At 41.6% G+C, this 20,120-nt stretch carries 14 protein-coding genes; 10 read left to right on the top strand and 4 right to left on the bottom strand.

What is annotated here, in order from left to right; translation table 11 throughout:
* Positions 1-239: 239 nt before the first annotated feature.
* The gene (locus H3302_RS18455) at positions 240-1,118 is read left to right on the top strand and encodes an EamA family transporter (RefSeq protein ID WP_036972256.1); all 879 of its coding nucleotides are present in this window, start codon (positions 240-242) and stop codon (positions 1,116-1,118) included.
* 61 nt (positions 1,119-1,179) lie between these two features.
* On the opposite strand, the gene H3302_RS18450 is transcribed toward H3302_RS18455, so the two are convergent.
* Positions 1,180-1,635, bottom strand: a complete 456-nt coding sequence (locus H3302_RS18450; RefSeq protein WP_182396477.1) for a globin family protein — start codon at positions 1,633-1,635, stop codon at positions 1,180-1,182.
* A gap of 563 nt (positions 1,636-2,198) precedes the next feature.
* On the opposite strand from H3302_RS18450, the gene H3302_RS18445 reads away from it, so the two are divergent.
* A complete protein-coding gene (locus H3302_RS18445) occupies positions 2,199-4,277 on the top strand; it encodes a TonB-dependent siderophore receptor (RefSeq protein ID WP_182396476.1) in 2,079 nt (692 codons plus the stop codon).
* Between the two features lie 39 nt (positions 4,278-4,316).
* On the opposite strand, the gene H3302_RS18440 is transcribed toward H3302_RS18445, so the two are convergent.
* Both H3302_RS18440 and H3302_RS18435 read right to left on the bottom strand, forming a co-directional pair.
* Positions 4,317-4,499 (bottom strand): hypothetical protein, encoded by a 183-nt coding sequence (locus H3302_RS18440; protein WP_218158190.1) that lies wholly within the window; start codon positions 4,497-4,499, stop codon positions 4,317-4,319.
* A 256-nt stretch (positions 4,500-4,755) separates the two neighbouring features.
* Positions 4,756-5,523: a rhamnogalacturonan acetylesterase gene (locus H3302_RS18435; protein WP_065978974.1), complete on the bottom strand. Its 768-nt coding sequence runs from the start codon at positions 5,521-5,523 to the stop codon at positions 4,756-4,758.
* Between the two features lie 353 nt (positions 5,524-5,876).
* On the opposite strand from H3302_RS18435, the gene H3302_RS18430 reads away from it, so the two are divergent.
* From H3302_RS18430 to H3302_RS18395, 8 genes are all read left to right on the top strand, one after another.
* Complete coding sequence (locus H3302_RS18430; RefSeq protein ID WP_182396475.1) at positions 5,877-8,903, top strand: TonB-dependent receptor; 3,027 nt, start codon at positions 5,877-5,879, stop codon at positions 8,901-8,903.
* Between the two features lie 151 nt (positions 8,904-9,054).
* Positions 9,055-10,533, top strand: a complete 1,479-nt coding sequence (locus H3302_RS18425) for a glycoside hydrolase family 28 protein (protein ID WP_182396474.1) — start codon at positions 9,055-9,057, stop codon at positions 10,531-10,533.
* The gene (gene eda / locus H3302_RS18420; RefSeq protein WP_182396473.1) at positions 10,533-11,159 is read left to right on the top strand and encodes a bifunctional 4-hydroxy-2-oxoglutarate aldolase/2-dehydro-3-deoxy-phosphogluconate aldolase; all 627 of its coding nucleotides are present in this window, start codon (positions 10,533-10,535) and stop codon (positions 11,157-11,159) included. The genes H3302_RS18425 and eda overlap by 1 nt, the downstream gene beginning before the upstream one ends.
* 53 nt (positions 11,160-11,212) lie before the next feature.
* Entirely contained in the window at positions 11,213-12,655 is a 1,443-nt protein-coding gene (uxaC, locus tag H3302_RS18415) for a glucuronate isomerase (RefSeq protein WP_182396472.1), read from the top strand.
* Between the two features lie 52 nt (positions 12,656-12,707).
* Positions 12,708-15,242: a glycoside hydrolase family 88 protein gene (locus H3302_RS18410; RefSeq protein ID WP_182396471.1), complete on the top strand. Its 2,535-nt coding sequence runs from the start codon at positions 12,708-12,710 to the stop codon at positions 15,240-15,242.
* 116 nt (positions 15,243-15,358) lie between these two features.
* Positions 15,359-16,441 carry a glycoside hydrolase family 105 protein gene (locus tag H3302_RS18405; RefSeq protein WP_227006884.1) on the top strand — a complete coding sequence of 361 codons (1,083 nt, stop codon included), beginning with the start codon at positions 15,359-15,361 and terminating at the stop codon, positions 16,439-16,441.
* Positions 16,442-16,450: 9 nt separating this feature from the next.
* Positions 16,451-18,109: a glycoside hydrolase 43 family protein gene (locus tag H3302_RS18400; RefSeq protein WP_182396470.1), complete on the top strand. Its 1,659-nt coding sequence runs from the start codon at positions 16,451-16,453 to the stop codon at positions 18,107-18,109.
* A complete protein-coding gene (locus H3302_RS18395; protein ID WP_081759757.1) occupies positions 18,106-19,053 on the top strand; it encodes an alpha/beta hydrolase in 948 nt (315 codons plus the stop codon). The genes H3302_RS18400 and H3302_RS18395 overlap by 4 nt, the downstream gene beginning before the upstream one ends.
* Here the strand turns inward: H3302_RS18395 and H3302_RS18390 are convergent.
* Entirely contained in the window at positions 19,030-20,046 is a 1,017-nt protein-coding gene (locus H3302_RS18390) for a LacI family DNA-binding transcriptional regulator (protein WP_036972278.1), read from the bottom strand. The two genes, H3302_RS18395 and H3302_RS18390, sit on opposite strands and share 24 nt — an antisense overlap.
* Positions 20,047-20,120: the final 74 nt, after the last annotated feature.

Here is a 20,120-nt window from a genome sequence, read left to right as displayed (position 1 = left end):
CTACCGGGTACTCTTGAGATAAATTTTTGCGCACCTGACGTGCGTTTTTCAGTCCGTTGTGACTGAGCACCTGAAAATGCACTTTATCTCTGATAATCAATACATTACAGTTATGAATGCCTCACAACTTAGGTTTCATCGAAAATCGGCTACCGTTTAACGAAAAACATTTCTTAATCATCAAAACATCAGTAAAATCGCCCCCAAACTTCAGCTCTTATTTATTCATAAGGACAGTGATGCAGCGTACCATCCCCCCGTTTTTGATTGCTGTTATTTGCGTGTTATTAGCCATGGTCACCATTCAGTCAGGTGCATCTGTTGCTAAGCAATTATTCCCATTGATTGGCCCTGAAGGGACCACTGCATTGCGCCTCGGTTTTTCGGCGGCGATTCTGTGTTTAGTTTTTAAGCCTTGGAGAGCCTTTCCTCCTATTGGTCAGCGCATGCCGATTATTATTTACGGCTTAAGCTTAGGGGGTATGAATATACTTTTTTACTACGCTATCGAGCGTATTCCGCTGGGTATTGGTGTCGCACTGGAATTTACTGGTCCATTAGCGGTCGCACTTTTATCATCTCGTAAAAAGCGCGACTTATTTTGGGTTGCCTGCGCCATAGCAGGTATTGTGCTGTTATTACCTGATATGAAAGGTGAGGAAAGTCTCGACCCTGTTGGGGTCATTTTAGCGCTAGCGGCAGGAGCCTGTTGGGCATTTTATATTTTATTCGGTAAAAAAACGGGCAATCAGGGCTCAGGTGGCATGACCGTCGCTTTAGGTATGAGCATTGCAGCTATTGTACTTGTTCCCTATGGTGCAGCTTCACAAGGCATGGCGCTATTAAGTTGGGACGTTTTACCTTTAGGTATTCTAGTTGCCATTATGTCAAGTGCCCTGCCTTATACACTTGAAATGGTTGCACTTAGAAATATGCCCGCACAGGGTTTCAGTATCATGATGAGTTTGGAGCCTGCGGTAGCAGCCCTCGCTGGCTTTATTATCTTGGCTGAGTTTTTAAGTGTATGGCAATGGTTAGCCATTTTGCTCGTTATCACCGCATCGGTCGGAAGCTCAATGTCGACCTCAAAACAAACAAAAGTTGAAAGTAACGCTTAAAACTTTCACTATAAAGCCCATGAGCAATGGGCTTTATATCAATACACCCGATTCAATAAAATTATTTGTGATAATACTTAACATTTTTGTAAGTTGCGGGGTCAAAACTGGGGTATGCCGCAGTTCGCATTACATCAGCAATGGCCTTAAAAGTAATGACCCATGCTTTTCTGCATTCAGGGGTAAAATCATCCCCCAAGCCTGTTTTTAGCGTATATAACAATGCATTTCCTACCGGTGTGTAATCATCCACGCTTACACCGTAGTCAATATGTTTTCGTGCAAGTTGTTCAAGTACTGGCACGAGCTCATCTAAATTATCGAGCCCTTTAACTGCAATACCTAAGGTCATCATTAATTTTTTTCCTTGTGACCTTAAGTCGCTTTTAAAGAGTGCTTTAAGTTTAGGATCATACTCAAATAATTTGGCATAAAAAATGGCTGCTGCGTCGTCGGCTATGGGGGCTACCTTTTTAAAGCTATTTTGAACTAACTGTTTTTGATAAGCGCTGAGCATGCCTATTCCTTTTATAATGAAGATTGTTATTTCATACTAGTACATAAAGACGATTTTACTCCTCAAATACCCAATTTTTGTATGACCCCACTTTATTAACCTTATAACGCATACTGAATTAACTTTAAAATAGCGACTCTGGACGCCGCACTTTATTTACCTAGCCTACACAACGGCTTCGATTTTATGCCAGTGGCATATTTTATAATGTCATCATTTAGCACACGCAATACCCCCTCTTCCACACGTTGTTCCGCTAACCATTTGGACCAAGAATAAAATGGTGATATCTCCTTAAAATTACTCATAATTTTACATGTTGCTAAGCAGCGATAAGCCACTATTAAAATAGACGGTAAGCACAAAATGAAATACGCCTTATAAGCTGCCCTCTTACAAAATAAACTGACATATTTTGTTACATTTATTTGTATTAACATAACACTTTAGATTTAAATCTTGATGATAATTATTATCAGTTGTGATAAGTTTACCGCGAATTATTTTAATCAAAACAATAATCAACCATTGCCATTTACTGCTCACAACACGCGGAGAAAAGAATGAAATTAACTCAGTTGCCACTTGCAACCGCTATTATTTATGCATTGAATCCACAACTCAGTTTCGCACAGCAAACTGCTGAGGCTGAAGCGAATATTGAAACACTTGAGATTGTGGGTGTTCGCCAAAATCGTATAAGTGAAGGCGCAACTGGCCTTGCACTAGAGATTGATGAAACACCACAATCAATCAGTATCATCTCCGCAGAGCAACTAAAAAACTATTCAGCCTTTAATATCAACGATGCGCTACGTTTAGCCCCAGGCATCAATGTTGAAGAATGGGAAACAAATCGTACTAACTACACGTCGCGTGGCTTTGAAATTAAAAACACCCAAATTGATGGGGTTGGTTTGCCAAATGATTGGGGCATTGTAACCGGGGCTATGGAAGCCTATGGCTACGAAAACATTGAAGTTATCCGTGGAGCAAATGGCCTTTTAACGGGTGTTGGTAATGCATCGGGCACGATTAACTATGTTCGTAAGCGCCCAAAAAATGAAAATGGTGGTGAAGTAGGTGTTTCATTTGGCTCATGGGACTTTAAACGTCTTCAAGCAGATTACTCTTTGCTTTTAACTGATTCGGGTAGCTGGGCAGCCCGCTTTGTTGCGGCTGCTGAAGATAAAGAATCTTACCTTGACGGGCTTGAAAATAACCGTGAGTTTTTCTCTGTTATTGTTGATGGTCAATTAACAGATAACTCCACTGTTACCGCTGGTTATTCTTATCAAGATGCTGATACCGATGGTAATACATGGGGTGGGCTGGTGTATAACTACACTGATGGCAGCCAAGCAAAATGGGATGTGAGCGACACAACCACCCAAGAATGGACAATGTGGGACACCATCAACACTTCTGCATTTATTGAATACAACTATGTTTTTGCAAACGCGTGGCAACTTCAAGCGAGCTACAACTTCCGTGGCTTTGAAGAGCAAGACAAACTATTTTATGCCAGCGGCAGCATTGATAAAGACACAAACCTTGGCCTAAGTGGTTGGCCGGGTCGTTACGACAGCGAAGTAGATGCTGATTTATTTGAAATCAAAGCATTTGGTGCCTTTGAATTGTTTGGTAAAGAGCACCAAGCAAGCTTTGGGGTAAGCCATGCAAAAAGTGATGACGTGATGTATCAACACCCATTTGATTTTGCAAACACACCGGCCTATGGTCCAACCCCAGCATTTCCATATGACTTAGATGCTATACCTGAGCCAGATTGGTTAGCGCCTGTTTTATATTCTGATATCGAACAAAAGCTAACGCGTTACTTTGGCTCTGCTCAGTTAAACATTACTGATAAATTATTTACCGTAGTTGGTTTTAACACTATTGAATTTGAGCGCTCAGGCATGAATGCCGGTGCATCAATTGATAATGACGAGAGCGAGACGAGCCCCTATGTTGGTTTTACTTATAAGTTAAACGACGATTTAAACTTATATGCAAGTTACTCTGATATTTATCAGCCGCAAGAGCAAGCAGATTACAACGGCCAATACTTAGCCCCCACCAAAGGCACTAACTTTGAAACAGGTGTTAAGGCTTCTTGGTTTGACGATGCACTAATGACAACGTTTGCCTATTTTACTGCTGAGCAAGATAACTTTGCTCAATACGCGGGCCTGACAGAAGATGGTATTTATTACTATAAAGGCGTGTCTATTGAGTCAGAAGGCTATGAATTTGAAGTCACTGGAAAGATTACCGACAACATCAATATCGTCGCTTCTTATACACATATTGATGTAACTGATGAAAATGGTGATGATACCAATAAATGGGCGCCTCGTGATGTTGTAGGTGTAACAGTAGATTATGCGGTGACCGATGCGGTGGTTGTGGGCTTAAATGGCCGTTGGCAATCTAAAATCGAAAGCACTGACTACAATGTAAAACAAGGGAGTTATGGCTTACTTAATGCCTTTGCTCGATGGAATATCAACGACAACATTGACATACAAGCAAACGTCAACAACATCACTGACGAGCAGTACATTAATAGTTTACAAACTGTGGGTTATTATGGTGCGCCTACAAACGGCAGCCTAACCTTAACTTATAAGTTTTAACTGGGTGGATGTGTCGCCCATCGGGGCGACACAATTTTATTAATTAGGGCAACTGCCTAACTCGTAATACCCCGCACTAGTTTGCGCTAAGGTGCTGGTATAAAAAGTGTTGTAAAGACCTAAGTTATCACCTGAGCCCAACGCATAAGCGTATGATCCATTCGTCGTCGCACGATTAGCCTGTACATGTGCATAGTTACTTGAAGTCGTCTCTGTACACATATAATCGCCAGTAACCCCAGCATCGATGACAAAACTAATGCTGTCAGTTGATGACTAATCCAATGTGGTAGAGCAATTAAAAAAGCGAACCATAACTATAGTGCTATAAAATTAAGGACAATAAAGCCAAAAGAAGCAACGCGTTTATAATGTCAATATGTGAAATTACACCAAAACCGATTAACAAAACCCAATAAAAAAGCCTCACAATCTTATTGTTAGGCTTTCAGTAAAAAATACAACTTAACGCTCAAATTTAACGCTTTAGGTGTTTAGGGTCTGGCTTCCTAACTTTTGCAACCAAGGGATGATTCATCTTCTTTAATTCTGTTAACACAAGCTGAGCAACCTCTGTTGCACCCAGTTGGTTCAAATGGGTGTCATCTGTTACACCTAACGGGTAATTAGGGTGCAAATCAGGGGCAATATGCATGAAACGTAATGCAGAGCCGTCATCACCTAGCGCTTGAAAGTAGCGTTTAGTAATTGCTTCCATGTCAATAAAATCAACCTTTGTTTGTTTAGCAACATCTCTTACCGCATCTGCATACAGCGGGTGCGTCTCTTTAATCGTTCCGTCTTCATTAAAATAGCGGCGCGTTATCGGTGTCATTAACAGGGGGTGAGCTTGCTTTTCGCGCACATCTTTGATGAAGCCAAGTAAGTTTGCTTTAAAGTCGGGTACGGATGTGTAGCGGTCAACTTTTTGTTTTGATTGATCATTATGACCAAACTGTATGATGACATAGTCGCCTGGCTTAATCTCGTCCATAATCATTTGCCAACGACCTTCTGATTTAAAAGTCCGTGTGCTGCGACCATTTTTAGCCAGGTTAATTACCTGTACTTGATCATTAAAGAAGTATTGAAAAGGCATTCCCCACCCTGTTTCTGGGTAATCTTTCACTTCTTTTATTGACATTGTAGAGTCTCCCGCCATAAAAACGTTGATCTGTTCATCAGCCTGAGCAGTAGACGAAAGCGCAACACCGACGTATAGAAACCTTAAAAAATGTTTAAACATTGAACTCTCACTGTAGAAAATTAACTCAATAAAAATGACCCTAGCACACACTGCCACCGGTGGCAAATAAATAAATAAAATCAACCCACTATTGCACCATCATGTAACTTGCGGCGGTTTTAAAAACGTTAATTTGTAAAGGAAATATTAATATTTTTGGTTTATTTGGTTTGACAGCACGAATTTTTACGTATAATTTCTACCTAAATGCCACCGGTAGCAAAACAAGGATTAAAGTGACATTTTACTCTTTGCGTAATTGAACACACAATCGCATAAAAAAATAACAGGATATGACTTATGCCGTTTGAAAGTCATGTAATTTATAACAATAAACTACAACTGGAACAGCAATGACAACAAGTAAGCAAACATTCAAACTAAGCTGTCTTATGACCTCACTATTACTCAGTGGCGTAATGGGAAGTTATGCTGCTAATGCACAAGAGCAACAAAATAATGCAGTAGAAGATGATGGCATCGAAATTATTCAGGTTAAAGGCTACCGTGGCAGTATTAATGCAGCGCTAATGTCTAAGCGTGAGGCGGTAGGCACACGCGAAACTATCATTGCTGAAGATATTGGTAAGTTTCCAGATCTAAACGTTGCCGACTCCCTGGCTCGAGTACCCGGTATCTCTATTGAAGAAGATGCTGGCGAAGGACGTCAAATAACAATTAGGGGTCTTGGTTCTCGGTTTGTAAAAACAACGATTAATGGCATGGAATCAGCTTCAGCAGGAGCAGCAACCGATGCGGCTGGTGGCTCTAATACTTCACGCGCCTTTGATTATAACGTGTTTGCTTCAGAACTCTTTACACAAATAGACATCGATAAGACCGTGTCTGCAGAAAGAGAAGATGGCGGGATTTCAGGTAATGTCAATTTACAGACTGCGCGCCCTTTCCAATATGAAGGCTTTAAAGGCTCATACAATGTCAATGCCCGCTATAACGATATTTCTGAGGATGTATCGCCGCGCGTGTCATTTATGCTCAGTAATAACTGGGATAATAAATTCGGTGTACTTGCCTCTGTTGCATACAGTGATGGGACCGTCCAAAGTGAAGGTTCATCAACGGTTCGCTGGACCGTCAATAATCCAAACTATGTTGATGGCGGTTCACCCGTTGGTCAAGGAGGTACAAACTACCTATCAGCTGCACCTAAGACCATTTTGTTAGAAAATGGCAATTACACAAACGATAATCTGGATGGTTTATATTTACCCCGTATACCTCGTTATTCTATCTTTTCAAAAGAGCAAAAACGCCTAGGTGCAACCGTCGCCTTCCAGTACGCTCCTACTGATAATCTTTCAATGAACTTAGATATTCTCCATGCAGAGCTAGACACGACAATGGATGAATATCAATACTCTGTATTGTTACGTGATCAAAAAAATATCGTACCTGAAAACATCTATACAGATCCTAACAATACAATTGTTGCTGGTGCGTTTTCAAATGCAATTATACGTTCAGAAGCACGACAAGATTCCTCTGAATCAAACTTTGATCAAGTAAGCTTTACGGGTGATTGGTACATTAATGATCGTTTAAAAATGAGCTTTTTAGTAGGTAAAGGAAAATCTGATTTGGATGTACCTTATCTTCGCACTTTTGCACTTGATGCAGAGGGCTCAACCGTTGCTTACAGTTACGACAGTAATATTGACCCACTTTCTCTAATTAATAATCCCGGTGGTGAAGCGATAGGCAGTGCGCAGTTAAACACAACAATGCCATCATTTGCTTTTGCAGCAGGACAAGCTCCTGGAAACGCGTTTACCAAAGAGCAATTACAAAACACCATGCTAGACGCTAGCAATTACAGTGCTGGGCTCGTTCGTAACCGCGCACAAACTATTGAGAGCGAAAACTCAACCATTAAACTTGATTTTGCCTACGAACTTAATGATGAATACACAGTGAAATTTGGTGTAGGGCAGCGTAGCTTTGAAACTGAACAACACGACTTCCGCAACGCGTGGAAAAACCTAGATATAGAAACGAACAAAACCAGCGGTAAATCAGCTGAAACACAAGTTATTGACTTAGATGCCGATCAAATAACGGGAGACTTATTTTCTACCACGCTTAATGAGACCGGTATTCACTTTGGTAATAATGCCTCAGTACCGAGCACTTCAACACTATTTGGCTCTACATGGCTAACACCTGACTACAATGCCATGATGGATGCATTTTCTAATGCCGCCTTTTTTGAAGCGAAGGAAGAGTACAAACGTGCCTATTATATAAAAGAAGAGGTAAACACAGCCTACCTTCAACTTAACTTTAGAAAAGATATATTCAATTCAGAACTAAGGGGTAATTTAGGTCTTCGCTATGTTGATAACAAAAACACGAGCCGAATTGTAAATCTGGATCATATTTACAAAGATGGCTACACAGCAGGCAAAGGTGATGGCGCTAACTTTGAAAATGGTTATGGTTGGCGAGAATCGATTAGCACAGGTGATGAATGGTTACCTTCGCTTAACCTAGCTTATGATATCACTGAAGATTTAGTCGGTCGTTTTAGTTACTCACACGCTATTACCCGACCAAAACTATCTGACTTACGTTCATCAATAAGTGTTAATACCCCTGATGAGCAAGACCCTACCGCAACAATTAAACGTGGTGCGGGTCCGTCACTTGAGCCGTACAAAGCAAAACAATACGATATAGGTCTAGAATGGTACTTTGCAGATGAATCTCTGGTTGCGGGTTCTGTTTTCTTTAAAAATATCACCGGTATTTCATCTGAAAGTAGTGATGAAGTGTTAAGTCAGGCTGAGTTAGATCGCTTGGGTATCGACATTGGTGATATGAACGCAGAAGATATTACCTGGACCGTAACCCAACTTACTAATACCGACGCTGAAGATATGTGGGGCGCTGAGTTTATTTATCAGCAGCCATTTACGTTCTTGCCTGAGCCCTTTAATAACTTAGGGATCCAAGCAAACTACACATATATCGACTATACCCGCGATATCGAAGACCCTTTTTATGGTAATTCACTAAGCCTAGTTGAAGAAGAAACATCAAAAAATACATATAATTTAACCCTATATTATGAAGTAGATAATTGGTCAGCACGTTTCTCATACAACTATCGTGGTGGTTATAACAAACAATACCTCGATGAATACAAAGATGAATCAACGTTTGTACGTGGCTATGATGACAAAGCAAAACTCAACTTCTCTGCTCGCTATGAACTGACAGAAAATATGAGCTTGTCGTTTGAAGCCGTTAACTTAACTGATGAAAAACAAGAGATGTGGAATGATATTTACACACCTCGCCCATACGAAAGCTTATCATCAGGACGCCAATTTTTAGTCGGCTTGCGCGGATCATTTTAACAAATGACTCCCCTCCAAATAACCAATACTGTGTGGTTGGTTATTTTTTATAAAATCTCTAGCAACAATTGCCACCGGTGGCAATTGTTGCTAGAGTACTTCAACTATAAAAACAATTAGCACACACGTTGTGACTACAGGAACCTTGAGTATGAACAATAATCGCCGATTTTTTCTTAAAGCCTTCGCCTCGAGTAGTTTAGTAGGTACTGCTGCATTAATGGGCTGCAAAAGTGCGAGTGTAAATACCTTACTGACGCCAACAGATAATAATGATTGGTCAGCAGCCGAAGCGATTAAAAAGAACATTAAAGTACCACAGTTCCCCGAGAGTGCTTTTAATATCGTTGACTTTGGCGCTCAAAGTGGCGGTACGTTTAATAATAGCCATGCTATAAAAAAGGCTATTTTAACCTGCCACCAACAAGGTGGTGGAAAAGTTATTATTCCTGAGGGTGTATTTTATACCGGCCCGATTCACTTATTATCGAACGTTAATTTACACCTTGAAAAAAACGCAGTGCTAAGTTTTAGTACTAATCCAGATGACTACCTACCTGCAGTATTCACTCGTTGGGAAGGCCTCGAGATGATGGGGTATTCCCCTTTAATTTATGCGTATGGCCAACAAAATATAGCTATCACTGGCGAAGGTGTACTAGAGGGTAATGCGAATAATACCACTTGGTGGCCATGGAAAGGTCCGCACAAAGAAAAACACTGGGAATTACAATACCAAGAAAATGGTCAATTGATGGATCAAAAACCAGCACGTAAACAATTAATGGTTGATGCTGAAAACGCCTTACCTGTTACTGAGCGAATCTACGCTGATGGTGCATATCTGCGCCCCCCTTTCATTCAACCCTACCGCTGTAATAATGTGTTAATTGAGGGAGTGACTATCAAAAACTCTCCTTTTTGGTTAGTAAACCCCGTGTTATGTAACAGTGTGACAGTCAGTGGTGTCACGTTCTCAAGCCATGGGCCAAATTCCGATGGTTGCGATCCAGAAAGCTGCAATCATGTGCATATAAAAGACTGTACGTTCAATACAGGTGATGACTGTATTGCAATTAAATCGGGGCGAAATGCTGACGGTCGTCGCGTCAACACGCCATCTGCCAATATAGTGATCGAAAACTGTCATATGAAAGAAGGTCACGGTGGTGTCGTCATTGGCAGTGAAATATCAGGCGGTGTGAACAATGTTTACGTACAAGATTGCACGATGGATAGTCCACATTTAGAACGTGCCATCCGTATTAAAACCAATTCTGTCCGCGGTGGATTAATTGAGCATATTCGCATTCGTAATGTTGAAGTTGGCACAGTAAAAAATGCAATTGTTATTAATTTCTTTTACGAAGAAGGTGATGCAGGCCAATTTGACCCCACCGTACGCGATATCGTTATAGACAATCTGCACTGTAATAACGTGCTTGATAAAGCGTTCTATTTAAATGGATTTGAGCGGGCACCTATCAAAGATTTTACAATTATAAATAGCCACTTTGATAACGTCGCAAAACAGTCAATCGTTAAAAATATCACCGATTTCAATGTTGAAAACGTCACCTTGAACAATCAATCAATTAGCGCAAAACAATTATTAGCGGAGTCAATCTAATGGCACAGAGCGCATTTTCTAAATTAATGGCAGGACAACCGATTTTGCCAATCATCCAAGCACATGATCCACAGCAAGGAGTCGCCGTTGCTCGGGCTATGCAAGATGCTGGTATTAATTTAGTCGAAGTTGTACTTCGCACTGAGCAATCATTAGCTGCAATAACAGCGATAAAATCGGCATTACCAAATCTCATCGTGGGTGCGGGGACAATTACCCTTAGTGACACATTAAATAACGCCATCAATGCAGGCGCTGATTACATTGTAACGCCAGCAGTGTCGCCTCGCTTGCTAGATGCTTTAGCAAGTTGTGGCAAACCATGCTTACCAGGCGTATCGAATAATGCCGATATTCTTCTCGCCAGTGAATATGGCTTTACAGAACATAAGTTATTCCCAGCTTCATTGTGTGGCGGAATCGATTTTTTACACACTGTCTCGAGTGTTTTTCAAGAGATACGCTTTTGTCCTACAGGCGGTGTAAATGCTCAAAATTTCAAAGATTTTTTAGCATTAGATAATGTATTTGCTGTGGGTGGAACGTGGGTCGCAAAACCTGATTGGGTGAATACAAAAGACTGGCAAAGTATCACTCAAGCCTGCGCTAACGTACTAACAAAATAAATTGGCCTATTTTGCCACCGGTGGCTAATAAGTAAATGAATAAAGGAAACACTATGACTCGTCAATCACAGTCTCTTAAACTACATCCTGATCGCCTATTTTCAAGCGATCCCGCTGTCGTAAGCATTGCCCGTGAACTTTACAATGAAATTAAAGATCTCCCTATTGTAAGCCCTCATGGCCACACAGACCCTAAATGGTTTAATGAAAACCCTCATTTTGGTAACGCTACTGAGCTTTTCATAAAACCAGATCACTATGTGTTTAGAATGCTCTACAGCCAAGGCATCGACTTAACAACGTTAGGAATTCCTGAGCATGGCTTAGAAGGTGATATGGCACGTTCTAAAAGCGTAGATCCAAAAAAAGCATGGCAAATTTTTGCGGACAATTATTACTTGTTCGCAGGCACACCCAGTGGCTATTGGCTAGACGCTGTATTTAGCGATGTTTTTGGTTTTACTGAAAAATTAAATTCAGAAAATGCGCAAGACTATTATGACAAAATCACCGCAGAGCTGGCGACTGATGCCTATAAACCGCATGCGCTAATGGACCGTTTCAATATTGAGCTAATTGCAACCACAGAAGGTGCGCTAGACTCGCTCGAACATCATCGTGGCATGGCTGGCACAAACATGGCAAAGCGAGTTATTACAACGTTTAGACCAGATGATGTAGTTGATGCAAGTCGCGAAGACTTTATCGATAATGTCGCAAAACTAGGGGAGCTAACCGAGCAAGATACCACAACATGGCAAGGGTATTTAGACGCTATACGTATTCGCCGTGAGTACTTTAAAAAAGAAGGTCGCGCAACAGCCACTGACCATGGGCACCCCAGTGCAATAACTGCCGACTTGTCACTGAGTGAATGTGAAGCATTATTCGAAAAATGCCGAACTGGTCACGCAAATGAGCAAGAACAAGAGCTGTTTCGTGGACAAATGCTGACCGAGCTTGCAGGCATGAGTATCGAGGATGGTTTAGTAATGCAAATCCACCCAGGTGCACACCGCAACCATAACCAACCGATTTTCAATCAATTCGGTCGTGATAAAGGGGCAGATATCCCAAGCCAAACAGAATATGTAAACGCGCTTAAACCACTATTGAGTAAATACGGTAATCATCCAAAGTTAAAAATCATCTTATTCACTCTCGATGAAACCACCTATAGCCGCGAGCTTGCGCCACTTGCAGGCCACTACCCTAGCCTAAAACTAGGGCCTGCATGGTGGTTCCATGATAGTCCGGCTGGTATGCTGCGTTTTCGTCAACAAACCACTGAAACAGCGGGCTTCTATAATACTGTTGGTTTTAATGATGATACGCGTGCATTTTTATCTATTCCGGCCCGCCACGATGTCGCGCGTCGTGTGGATTGTCGCTATTTAGCTGAACTTGTTGCTAATCACCAAATTAGTATTGAGTCAGCACATGAACTCGCTTATCAGTTAACCTATGGTTTAGTGAAAAAAGCATACAACTTATAATAAAAACACTTAGGCCAAAGCTATGCTTTGGCCTTTTCAGGGGAGAACAACAATGAAACATTTACCCTCACGTCACCTGATACACACATCAATGATTACTTTCGCTGCTTTGTCTGTTACCGCTTGCCAACAAGCAGAACAACCCCAGCATCACAGCATAAAAGAAGCACAGACAGGTTCTGTTGCCACTGTTGATATTGCTAATCCCAGTCCGTTTAATCGCGAAGATGAAGCTCTTTATTTAAGCTACTACGACTTAGGTGTAGCACCTAATACAACGCTTGCGGTAAATATCGGCGATAATCAAGTTGCCAATCAAGCGATTGATAAAGATTTGGATGGAAAGAACGATGGTATTTTGTTCGTTACTGATCTTTCTAAAGGTGAAAATATACACGCAGAGATAATCTCAACAACACGTCTCGCACCTTCCAAAAAGCGTGTACAAGCAGATTTAGCTCATAAAGTGGGTGGTGAATGGGTACCTCATACTCGCCCACCAAAACACCAACAAAATGCTGGAATGAAAGAATATGTCGGTGGCCAGTTTAAAAATGTTCAATCCATAACCCCTCCTGAATATTACACAGACCATTCAAACTGGATCCGCTATGAAGGACCGGGGATCGAATCAGATAAGGTCGGTTATCGCATTTACCTCGATTGGCGTAATGGTTTTGATATCTTCGGAAAACTGACTCCAGAACCCGTATTGCACAACGTTGGTTTAGATGGTTATAAGTCGTATCATTCGCTGCAAGATTGGGGAATGGACTTATTAAAAGTAGGAGGATCGCTAGGTGCAGGTGGTTTTGCCTATACCAATGAGAAAGGTAAGCTTGAACATGTCAGCAAAGTAGATACTCGTACTGCAAGCATCACTGCGAATGGCGATCTATTCGCCCAAATTCAACTTGATTACCATGGCTGGCAAAACAGCGTACAGCAACAAGACCTCAGTGCATTTATCAGTATGCAAGCGGGTTCTCCACTGGCAGAAGTCACCTTAAAACTCGACAAACCACTTGATAACATCACCGCAGGCCTTGTAAAACATCCCGATACAACCTTTTTAAAAGCCGATTTACAAAGCATGAGCAATTATGGCTATGGGTATATTGCTAGTTGGGGCAAACAAAGTCTCGACGGTAAGGCGCTAGGCATGGTGGTTTTTTTCAAAAAAGGGGATGTAAAAACAGTACGCCAAGATGATAAAAACTACTTAGTAGAATTAACGCCAAAAGGCCAGCAAGGCAGTCAGCAAGTTCACTATTATTTTGCATCTTTATGGCAAGCACAAAGCGGTATTAATACCGTAGAACAATTTGAGCATTATATTAAACAACAAGCGCAAAAGCTGACCATTAAGCCTCGAATTCAGCTCAAAACATCGTTGACACAGAATGCAATGCAAGCGTCTATCTCCGCAGAGTCTGTACTTAAGTGGACACAAGCATTCGCAGATTCTGAACTGGCGCGTAAAACGCTAGGCTACCACTACGATGGATGGGATGTTAACCGTAAGCGATCTCCAAAGTTTGAATATGACATTATTGGTATTCAACCGTATGCTTATTACACACTTGGTGAACTCACAGATAATGCGGAATATAAACAAGTAATTGAAAAAGTGACCGGAAGCTTTATTTCTGAAGATGGCCTTATTTCAGCCTATAAACAAAGCAATTTTAATATTGATAATATTCCGCCTGGTCGCAATTTAATTACGCTATACCAGCAAACAAATGAACAAAAGTATCTAAAAGCAATTCATGCGTTAAGAGAGCAATTACATAAACACCCTCGCACGTCGACAGGGGCATTTTGGCATAAGAAAAAATACCAAGGCCAAGTATGGCTTGATGGTGTGTATATGGGTATGCCTTTTTTAGCTGAGTACGCAGCCTTATTTGAATCGGGTCACCAACAACAAGAAACCTTTGCCGAAGTGGTGAACGAATTTAACTTAACCCGCGAGTTTTTAAAAGATACACAAACAGGGCTTTACTATCACGGCTGGGATGAGCTTAAACAACAGGCATGGGCTAATAAATCAACGGGGCTTTCACACGAGGTATGGGCTCGCGGAATGGGCTGGCTTGCGATGGCCGTTGTCGATGTACTTGATTATATTCCTGAACAAAATAGTCAGCAACGAAAACACTTACTTACCATGGTGCAAGAAATTGCCGACAGTCTAGAAAAAACGCAAGACCCAGCAACCGGCACTTGGTGGCAGGTAATGGATAAACCCAATGCGATAGGTAATTATAGAGAGTCATCAGCAACGGCGATGTTTACCTACTTCTATGCAAAAGCAATAAATAAGGGCTACTTAAGCACCGATTACCTTGCGACTGTATATAAGGCCTACCAGGGATTATTAAACGAATTTACCTTATTGCACCAAGATGGCACTGTGTCTATGACTAACCAATGTTATGTAGCGGGGCTTGGCTTTGGCCGTGATGGGAGCTATGACTACTACATGAGTGAACCTGTTGTTGCAAACGACCCTAAAGGCAACGCGGCGTATATTTTAGCTGGCACAGAAATGGTAAAATTGCTTCGTCAGAAAAGTAAATAATCATGCAAACATTTCGCTATTTATCGATTTTATTAACCTGTATTTTAAGCGTTTTTTGGTCAGTAAACAGCATTGCAAGCAATGTTAAAAAACCCCCTATTAGGTGGTCGATATGGATGGCTGAATCAGAAATGCAACGTCATCCGCATGCCTATTTGATTGACTGGCGCACTGCTGCTCGCTGGGACTATACCCATGGCTTAGAACTTATGGCATTTGCTAAGCTTTATCAAAAAACAGGCGATACACGCTATTTCAATTACATAAAAGAGTATGTTGATAGCCTCGTTATGGACGATGGCACGATTAAGACTTATCAACAGAGTAAATACAACATTGATATGCTCAATGCTGGTAAGTTATTGTTTTTCATGTATGACGAAACAGGCAACAAAAAATATCGACTCGCCATCGACACACTAGTAAAGCAATTAGAAAAGCATCCCCGCACTACAGAGGGGGGATTTTGGCATAAAAAACGCTACACCTCACAAATGTGGCTCGACGGTTTATACATGGGCGCACCATTCTACGCTGAGTACATTCGTCGTTATGGTCAAAAAGAGCAATTTAGCGATGTTATCAAGCAATTCCAACTTATTGAAAAGCATTTATACCGACCTGATACCCAACTCCCTGTTCACGGCTGGGATGAGTCAAAGAGTCAAAAATGGGCTGACCCAATCACAGGACAATCAGCAAATCACTGGTCACGTTCAATAGGTTGGTATGCCATGGCGATGGTTGATGTGTTAGCGCAATTGCCAGATGATTATCCTGAAAAAGCATGGTTATCTCGCCGCTTTAAACACTTAATCGATCGCTTATTACATTATCAAAATGACACTGGAACTTGGTATCAAGTCACAGATAAAGGCGATGAAGCCGGTAATTATCCTGAATCCTCTGGAAGCAGCATGTTTACCTACGCAATCATCAAAGGAGTATTAGATAACGCCTTACCTGCCTACTACTTAGTGTACGCAGAGCAAAGTTATGCTGGATTAATCGATGAATTCATCGCTGTCGACAAAAAAACAAAACGTATTTCAATCACATCAGCCTGTGAAGTCGCAGGGCTTGGCGGCAAGCCATATCGTGATGGTAGCTATGATTATTACTTAAGCGAAAATATCCGAGATAATGACCCTAAAGCAGTTGGGCCTTTTATTTTAGCGAGTCTTTTATTAGGCAGATAAGGAAATCAAGTGAAAGCAATTTATGTCTTAATAAATACCCTTTTTTTTGTCAGTTTTACTTTACCGGCTATTGAACTGATAGAGTTCCCCACTGAAAAAAATAACACGCCGCTCATTTGGCAGGCAGATTTAGAAAATGGGTATTACCAAAACCCTATCATTCATGCTGACTTTTCAGATCCTGATATCGTTGCCCTGGGTGATGATTATTACATGACGGCATCAAGTTTTAACTCTGCGCCGGGGTTGCCTATTTTACATTCAAACGACTTAGTTAACTGGCAACTCATAAATTACGCACTCCCTATTCAACAACCGCGTGAGCACTACAACACGCCACAACATGGTAATGGCGTTTGGGCACCCAATATTCGTTATCATAATGGCTTATTTTGGATTTTTTATCCTGACCCAGATTTTGGGATCTATGTTATTACAGCCAAAGACCCCGCTAAAGCATGGTCAACACCCACATTAATTCTAAAAGGGAAAGGAATTATCGACCCTACACCCTTATGGGACGATGATGGCAAAGCTTACTTGCTCCATGCGTGGGCAAAAAGCAGGGCCGGATTTAACAATGTTCTCTCAATTCGTGAAATGAGTGCTGACGCCAGTTGGGTAAGTGACGAATACCAGCATATCGTCGATGGCAATACCCTGCCCTCATATCGTACCTTAGAAGGTCCTAAGTTTTACAAGCGTAATGGCTTTTATTACATTTTTGCTCCTGCTGGCGGAGTCGATTTAGGTTGGCAGTCAGTTTTTAGAAGTAAACACATACTAGGCCCGTATGAAGACAAAATTGTAATGGCACAAGGAAACTCGCTAACCAACGGCCCACACCAAGGAAGTTGGATCAACACGCCATATGGCCAAGATTGGTTTGTTCATTTTCAATCTAAAAATGCCTACGGCCGTATCGTGCATTTACAACCGCTTCAATGGCTTAATGATTGGCCCGTGATTGGCCGAGATCCCGATAAAGATGGCATCGGCGAGCCGGTTTTAAAGTATCGAAAACCCAAAGCTAAACGGTTCTTAAGCACTCAAATACCCAACAGCGATGAATTTAATGCTGAGCAACTTGGTTTACAATGGCAATGGAACGCAAATCCACAGCCACACTGGTTTTCTTTAACTGACAGTGCTGGCTATTTAACACTATCCCAACAGCAAAAAGTAGCAGACAGTTTGTGGCTTACTCCTTCGCTGTTATTGCAAAAACTACCGGCAGAGCGCTTTTTCGTTGAAACAAAATTAGTCTTTAATCCAGAAACTTACCAGGGCGACAGCGGTCTTTTATTGTTTGGCGAAGACTATGCGTGGATCGGTATATCGCGTTCAGATGAAGGCGCACTCCACCTTGTTTATAGCCAATGCAAAGGAGCACGAAAAGGATGTACAGAACATAAAACAATCATTACAGAGGTCACCACTGAGACAATGTATTTAAGATTACTGGTGCAACCTGGCGCTCATGCGGTATTTAGTTATAAAACGTCAGAAGCCTCACCATATCGGGCCATCGGAGAGCATTTTAGTGCCAAAAAAGGCCGTTGGGTTGGTGCCAAAGTGGGCTTATTCAATGTCAATAAGTTGGTCAGTCGCAATTCTCACTCTGTACATTACGATTATATTCGCTTTTCTAAGGTAGCTGATAAATGAAACACACACTCCCCCTTATCGCTTTTCTATTAAGTGGAATATCAAACCACGTTCATAGTGCGTCTTATACTCTTGAAAACACATATAAAAAGTTAAAACCACGCTACAGCGAGTTGCATCTACCAGATGACAGCCCAATCAGTAATTTAAACGTCGAACAACATACGTACCCAGGTAAATTGCGCTCCCAGTCAATCACTATTATTCGACCTAATAACAACACTGTATTACCACTGATTGTATTGGTGCATGGTGGAGGATGGGGTTCGGGTTCGCCGGCCATTTTACAAACCCTCGCAGCAAAACTTGCCGCTAAGGGCTTTGTTGTGGCAACCCCTGCTTATACACTTTCGGATGAGGCGCAATACCCTGCATCGATTCATGATATTGCACTAGCAACACAGTGGTTAAAAAGTAACGCTTCACGCTTTCACTTAAATGCTGAAAAACTGACCCTTGCAGGCAGTTCAGCAGGCGGGCAAATAGCTGCCCTACTGGCTTATAGTCATGGCAAGTTATTGAATCAAAGTGCCTCATTGGCAGTGAATGCGCGCGTGTTAATCAACATTGATGGCCTGTCTGATTTCACTACCCCTTTGGCACTGCGCTACGAGAATGATAAAAATAAGGCGGTTACATCTGCCAGTAAGTGGCTAGGAGGTCGTTATGAAGAAGTCCCTGCAATTTGGCAACATGCATCCCCAATTAATTACATCTCAAACACAAGCCCTGCGACTTTATTTATCAACGGTGGCTTTGCGCGATTTTATGCAGGAAAAAAAGCAGTTCAAGAACAATTAACTGAGCGTGGCATTACAAACAAGGAGCATGTGTTTAAAGAGGCTCCCCATTGCTTTTGGCTATTTCACCCTTGGCAAAATAACACGGTTGAATTAATCAGTGAGTTTATTAATAAACAATTAGCCGTTGACCCTTCCCGTTGACTCGCGTGTAACGAGGTTAGGTGTCACTGTCTTTTGTAAGGCTAACTTTTCCTGATTATTACGGGATTTATTGATCAGCTTTTGGACTGCCAAACACGCCATATTAAACACTGGCCGTCGGATAGTTGTTAATGAGGGAATAATACGTGATGCCAAAATATTATCGTCGAATCCAGCCACTGAGAGCTCATCGGGCACTCTAATATTTAAGTTGTTTGCAACCCGAAGAACCGCCGCAGCCATTTCATCGTTATTTGCAACGATTGCAGTGGGCCTTGGCAAAGTATTAAGTAATTGCTCAGCACACGCCAAACCACTGTCATAATTGTTTTTACCTTCAACTATGCGGTCTGTTGGTAGCTTAACGTTATATACCTGCAACTCAGCCAAAAAGCCTGCTAAACGTTCAATCGACGAGCGGTAATGTTGAGGGCCCGAAATAAACCCAATATCTGTATGACCTAACTCGACTAAATGTGTCGCCATATCACGCATGGCAGCACGCTCATCAGACACAACAATATTGTCTGCATCATCTAAATCAACTGACGCAAGACGAACATAAGGACAATTAATTTCTCGAAGCGCTGCTGCCAATGCTTTATTTTCAGAGACAGGAGGTAAAATAATCACGCCATCTAGTTTTGAGCGCGAAATAAAACTAAGGCAATCACTAATGAAGTCATCGCGTTTTGATGATCCAGGGTGCACAACAAGCTCATAGCCAAGCTCAGCACAAACACTCAATGCGCCACGTTGCACTTCATCAATATACAGTGCATCGGGGTTATCATAGATTAAGCCCAGTAAGTAAGAACGACTCGACGCCAAACCGCGCGCTTGCTTATCTGGCGAGAACCCTGTTTCTTTAATAATTTCTAACACCCGCTCACGGGTTGCTTTACCGACCGCCGGTGAGCAGTTTATCACTCTCGAAACAGTGCGTTTAGAGACCCCTGATAAACGAGCAATATCGTTGATTGTTACAGACATATAAAATTCCAGAGTCAACTACTTAGCGACAGTAGTGTTCAGCTTTTAATTATTAAAAGTACACAAATTCGTTA

It is taken from the genome of Pseudoalteromonas sp. MT33b (assembly GCF_014117385.1).
Taxonomy (GTDB): Bacteria; Pseudomonadota; Gammaproteobacteria; order Enterobacterales; family Alteromonadaceae; genus Pseudoalteromonas; species Pseudoalteromonas lipolytica.
The sequence above is the reverse complement of the archived record's forward strand: the minus strand, read 5'-3'. Positions and strand labels throughout refer to the sequence as shown.

Bases quoted from the DNA above. Each gene is read 5' to 3' on its own strand.
- H3302_RS18390 (WP_036972278.1), bottom strand. From the start codon at position 20,046: ATGTCTGTAACAATCAACGATATTGCTCGTTTATCAGGGGTCTCTAAA.
- eda (WP_182396473.1), top strand. From the start codon at position 10,533: ATGGCACAGAGCGCATTTTCTAAATTAATGGCAGGACAACCGATTTTG.
- H3302_RS18425 (WP_182396474.1), top strand. From the start codon at position 9,055: ATGAACAATAATCGCCGATTTTTTCTTAAAGCCTTCGCCTCGAGTAGT.
- H3302_RS18395 (WP_081759757.1), top strand. From the start codon at position 18,106: ATGAAACACACACTCCCCCTTATCGCTTTTCTATTAAGTGGAATATCA.
- uxaC (WP_182396472.1), top strand. From the start codon at position 11,213: ATGACTCGTCAATCACAGTCTCTTAAACTACATCCTGATCGCCTATTT.
- H3302_RS18450 (WP_182396477.1), bottom strand. From the start codon at position 1,635: ATGCTCAGCGCTTATCAAAAACAGTTAGTTCAAAATAGCTTTAAAAAG.
- H3302_RS18410 (WP_182396471.1), top strand. From the start codon at position 12,708: ATGAAACATTTACCCTCACGTCACCTGATACACACATCAATGATTACT.
- H3302_RS18405 (WP_227006884.1), top strand. From the start codon at position 15,359: ATGGCTGAATCAGAAATGCAACGTCATCCGCATGCCTATTTGATTGAC.
- H3302_RS18440 (WP_218158190.1), bottom strand. From the start codon at position 4,499: ATGTGTACAGAGACGACTTCAAGTAACTATGCACATGTACAGGCTAAT.
- H3302_RS18445 (WP_182396476.1), top strand. From the start codon at position 2,199: ATGAAATTAACTCAGTTGCCACTTGCAACCGCTATTATTTATGCATTG.
- H3302_RS18455 (WP_036972256.1), top strand. From the start codon at position 240: ATGCAGCGTACCATCCCCCCGTTTTTGATTGCTGTTATTTGCGTGTTA.
- H3302_RS18435 (WP_065978974.1), bottom strand. From the start codon at position 5,523: ATGTTTAAACATTTTTTAAGGTTTCTATACGTCGGTGTTGCGCTTTCG.
- H3302_RS18430 (WP_182396475.1), top strand. From the start codon at position 5,877: ATGACAACAAGTAAGCAAACATTCAAACTAAGCTGTCTTATGACCTCA.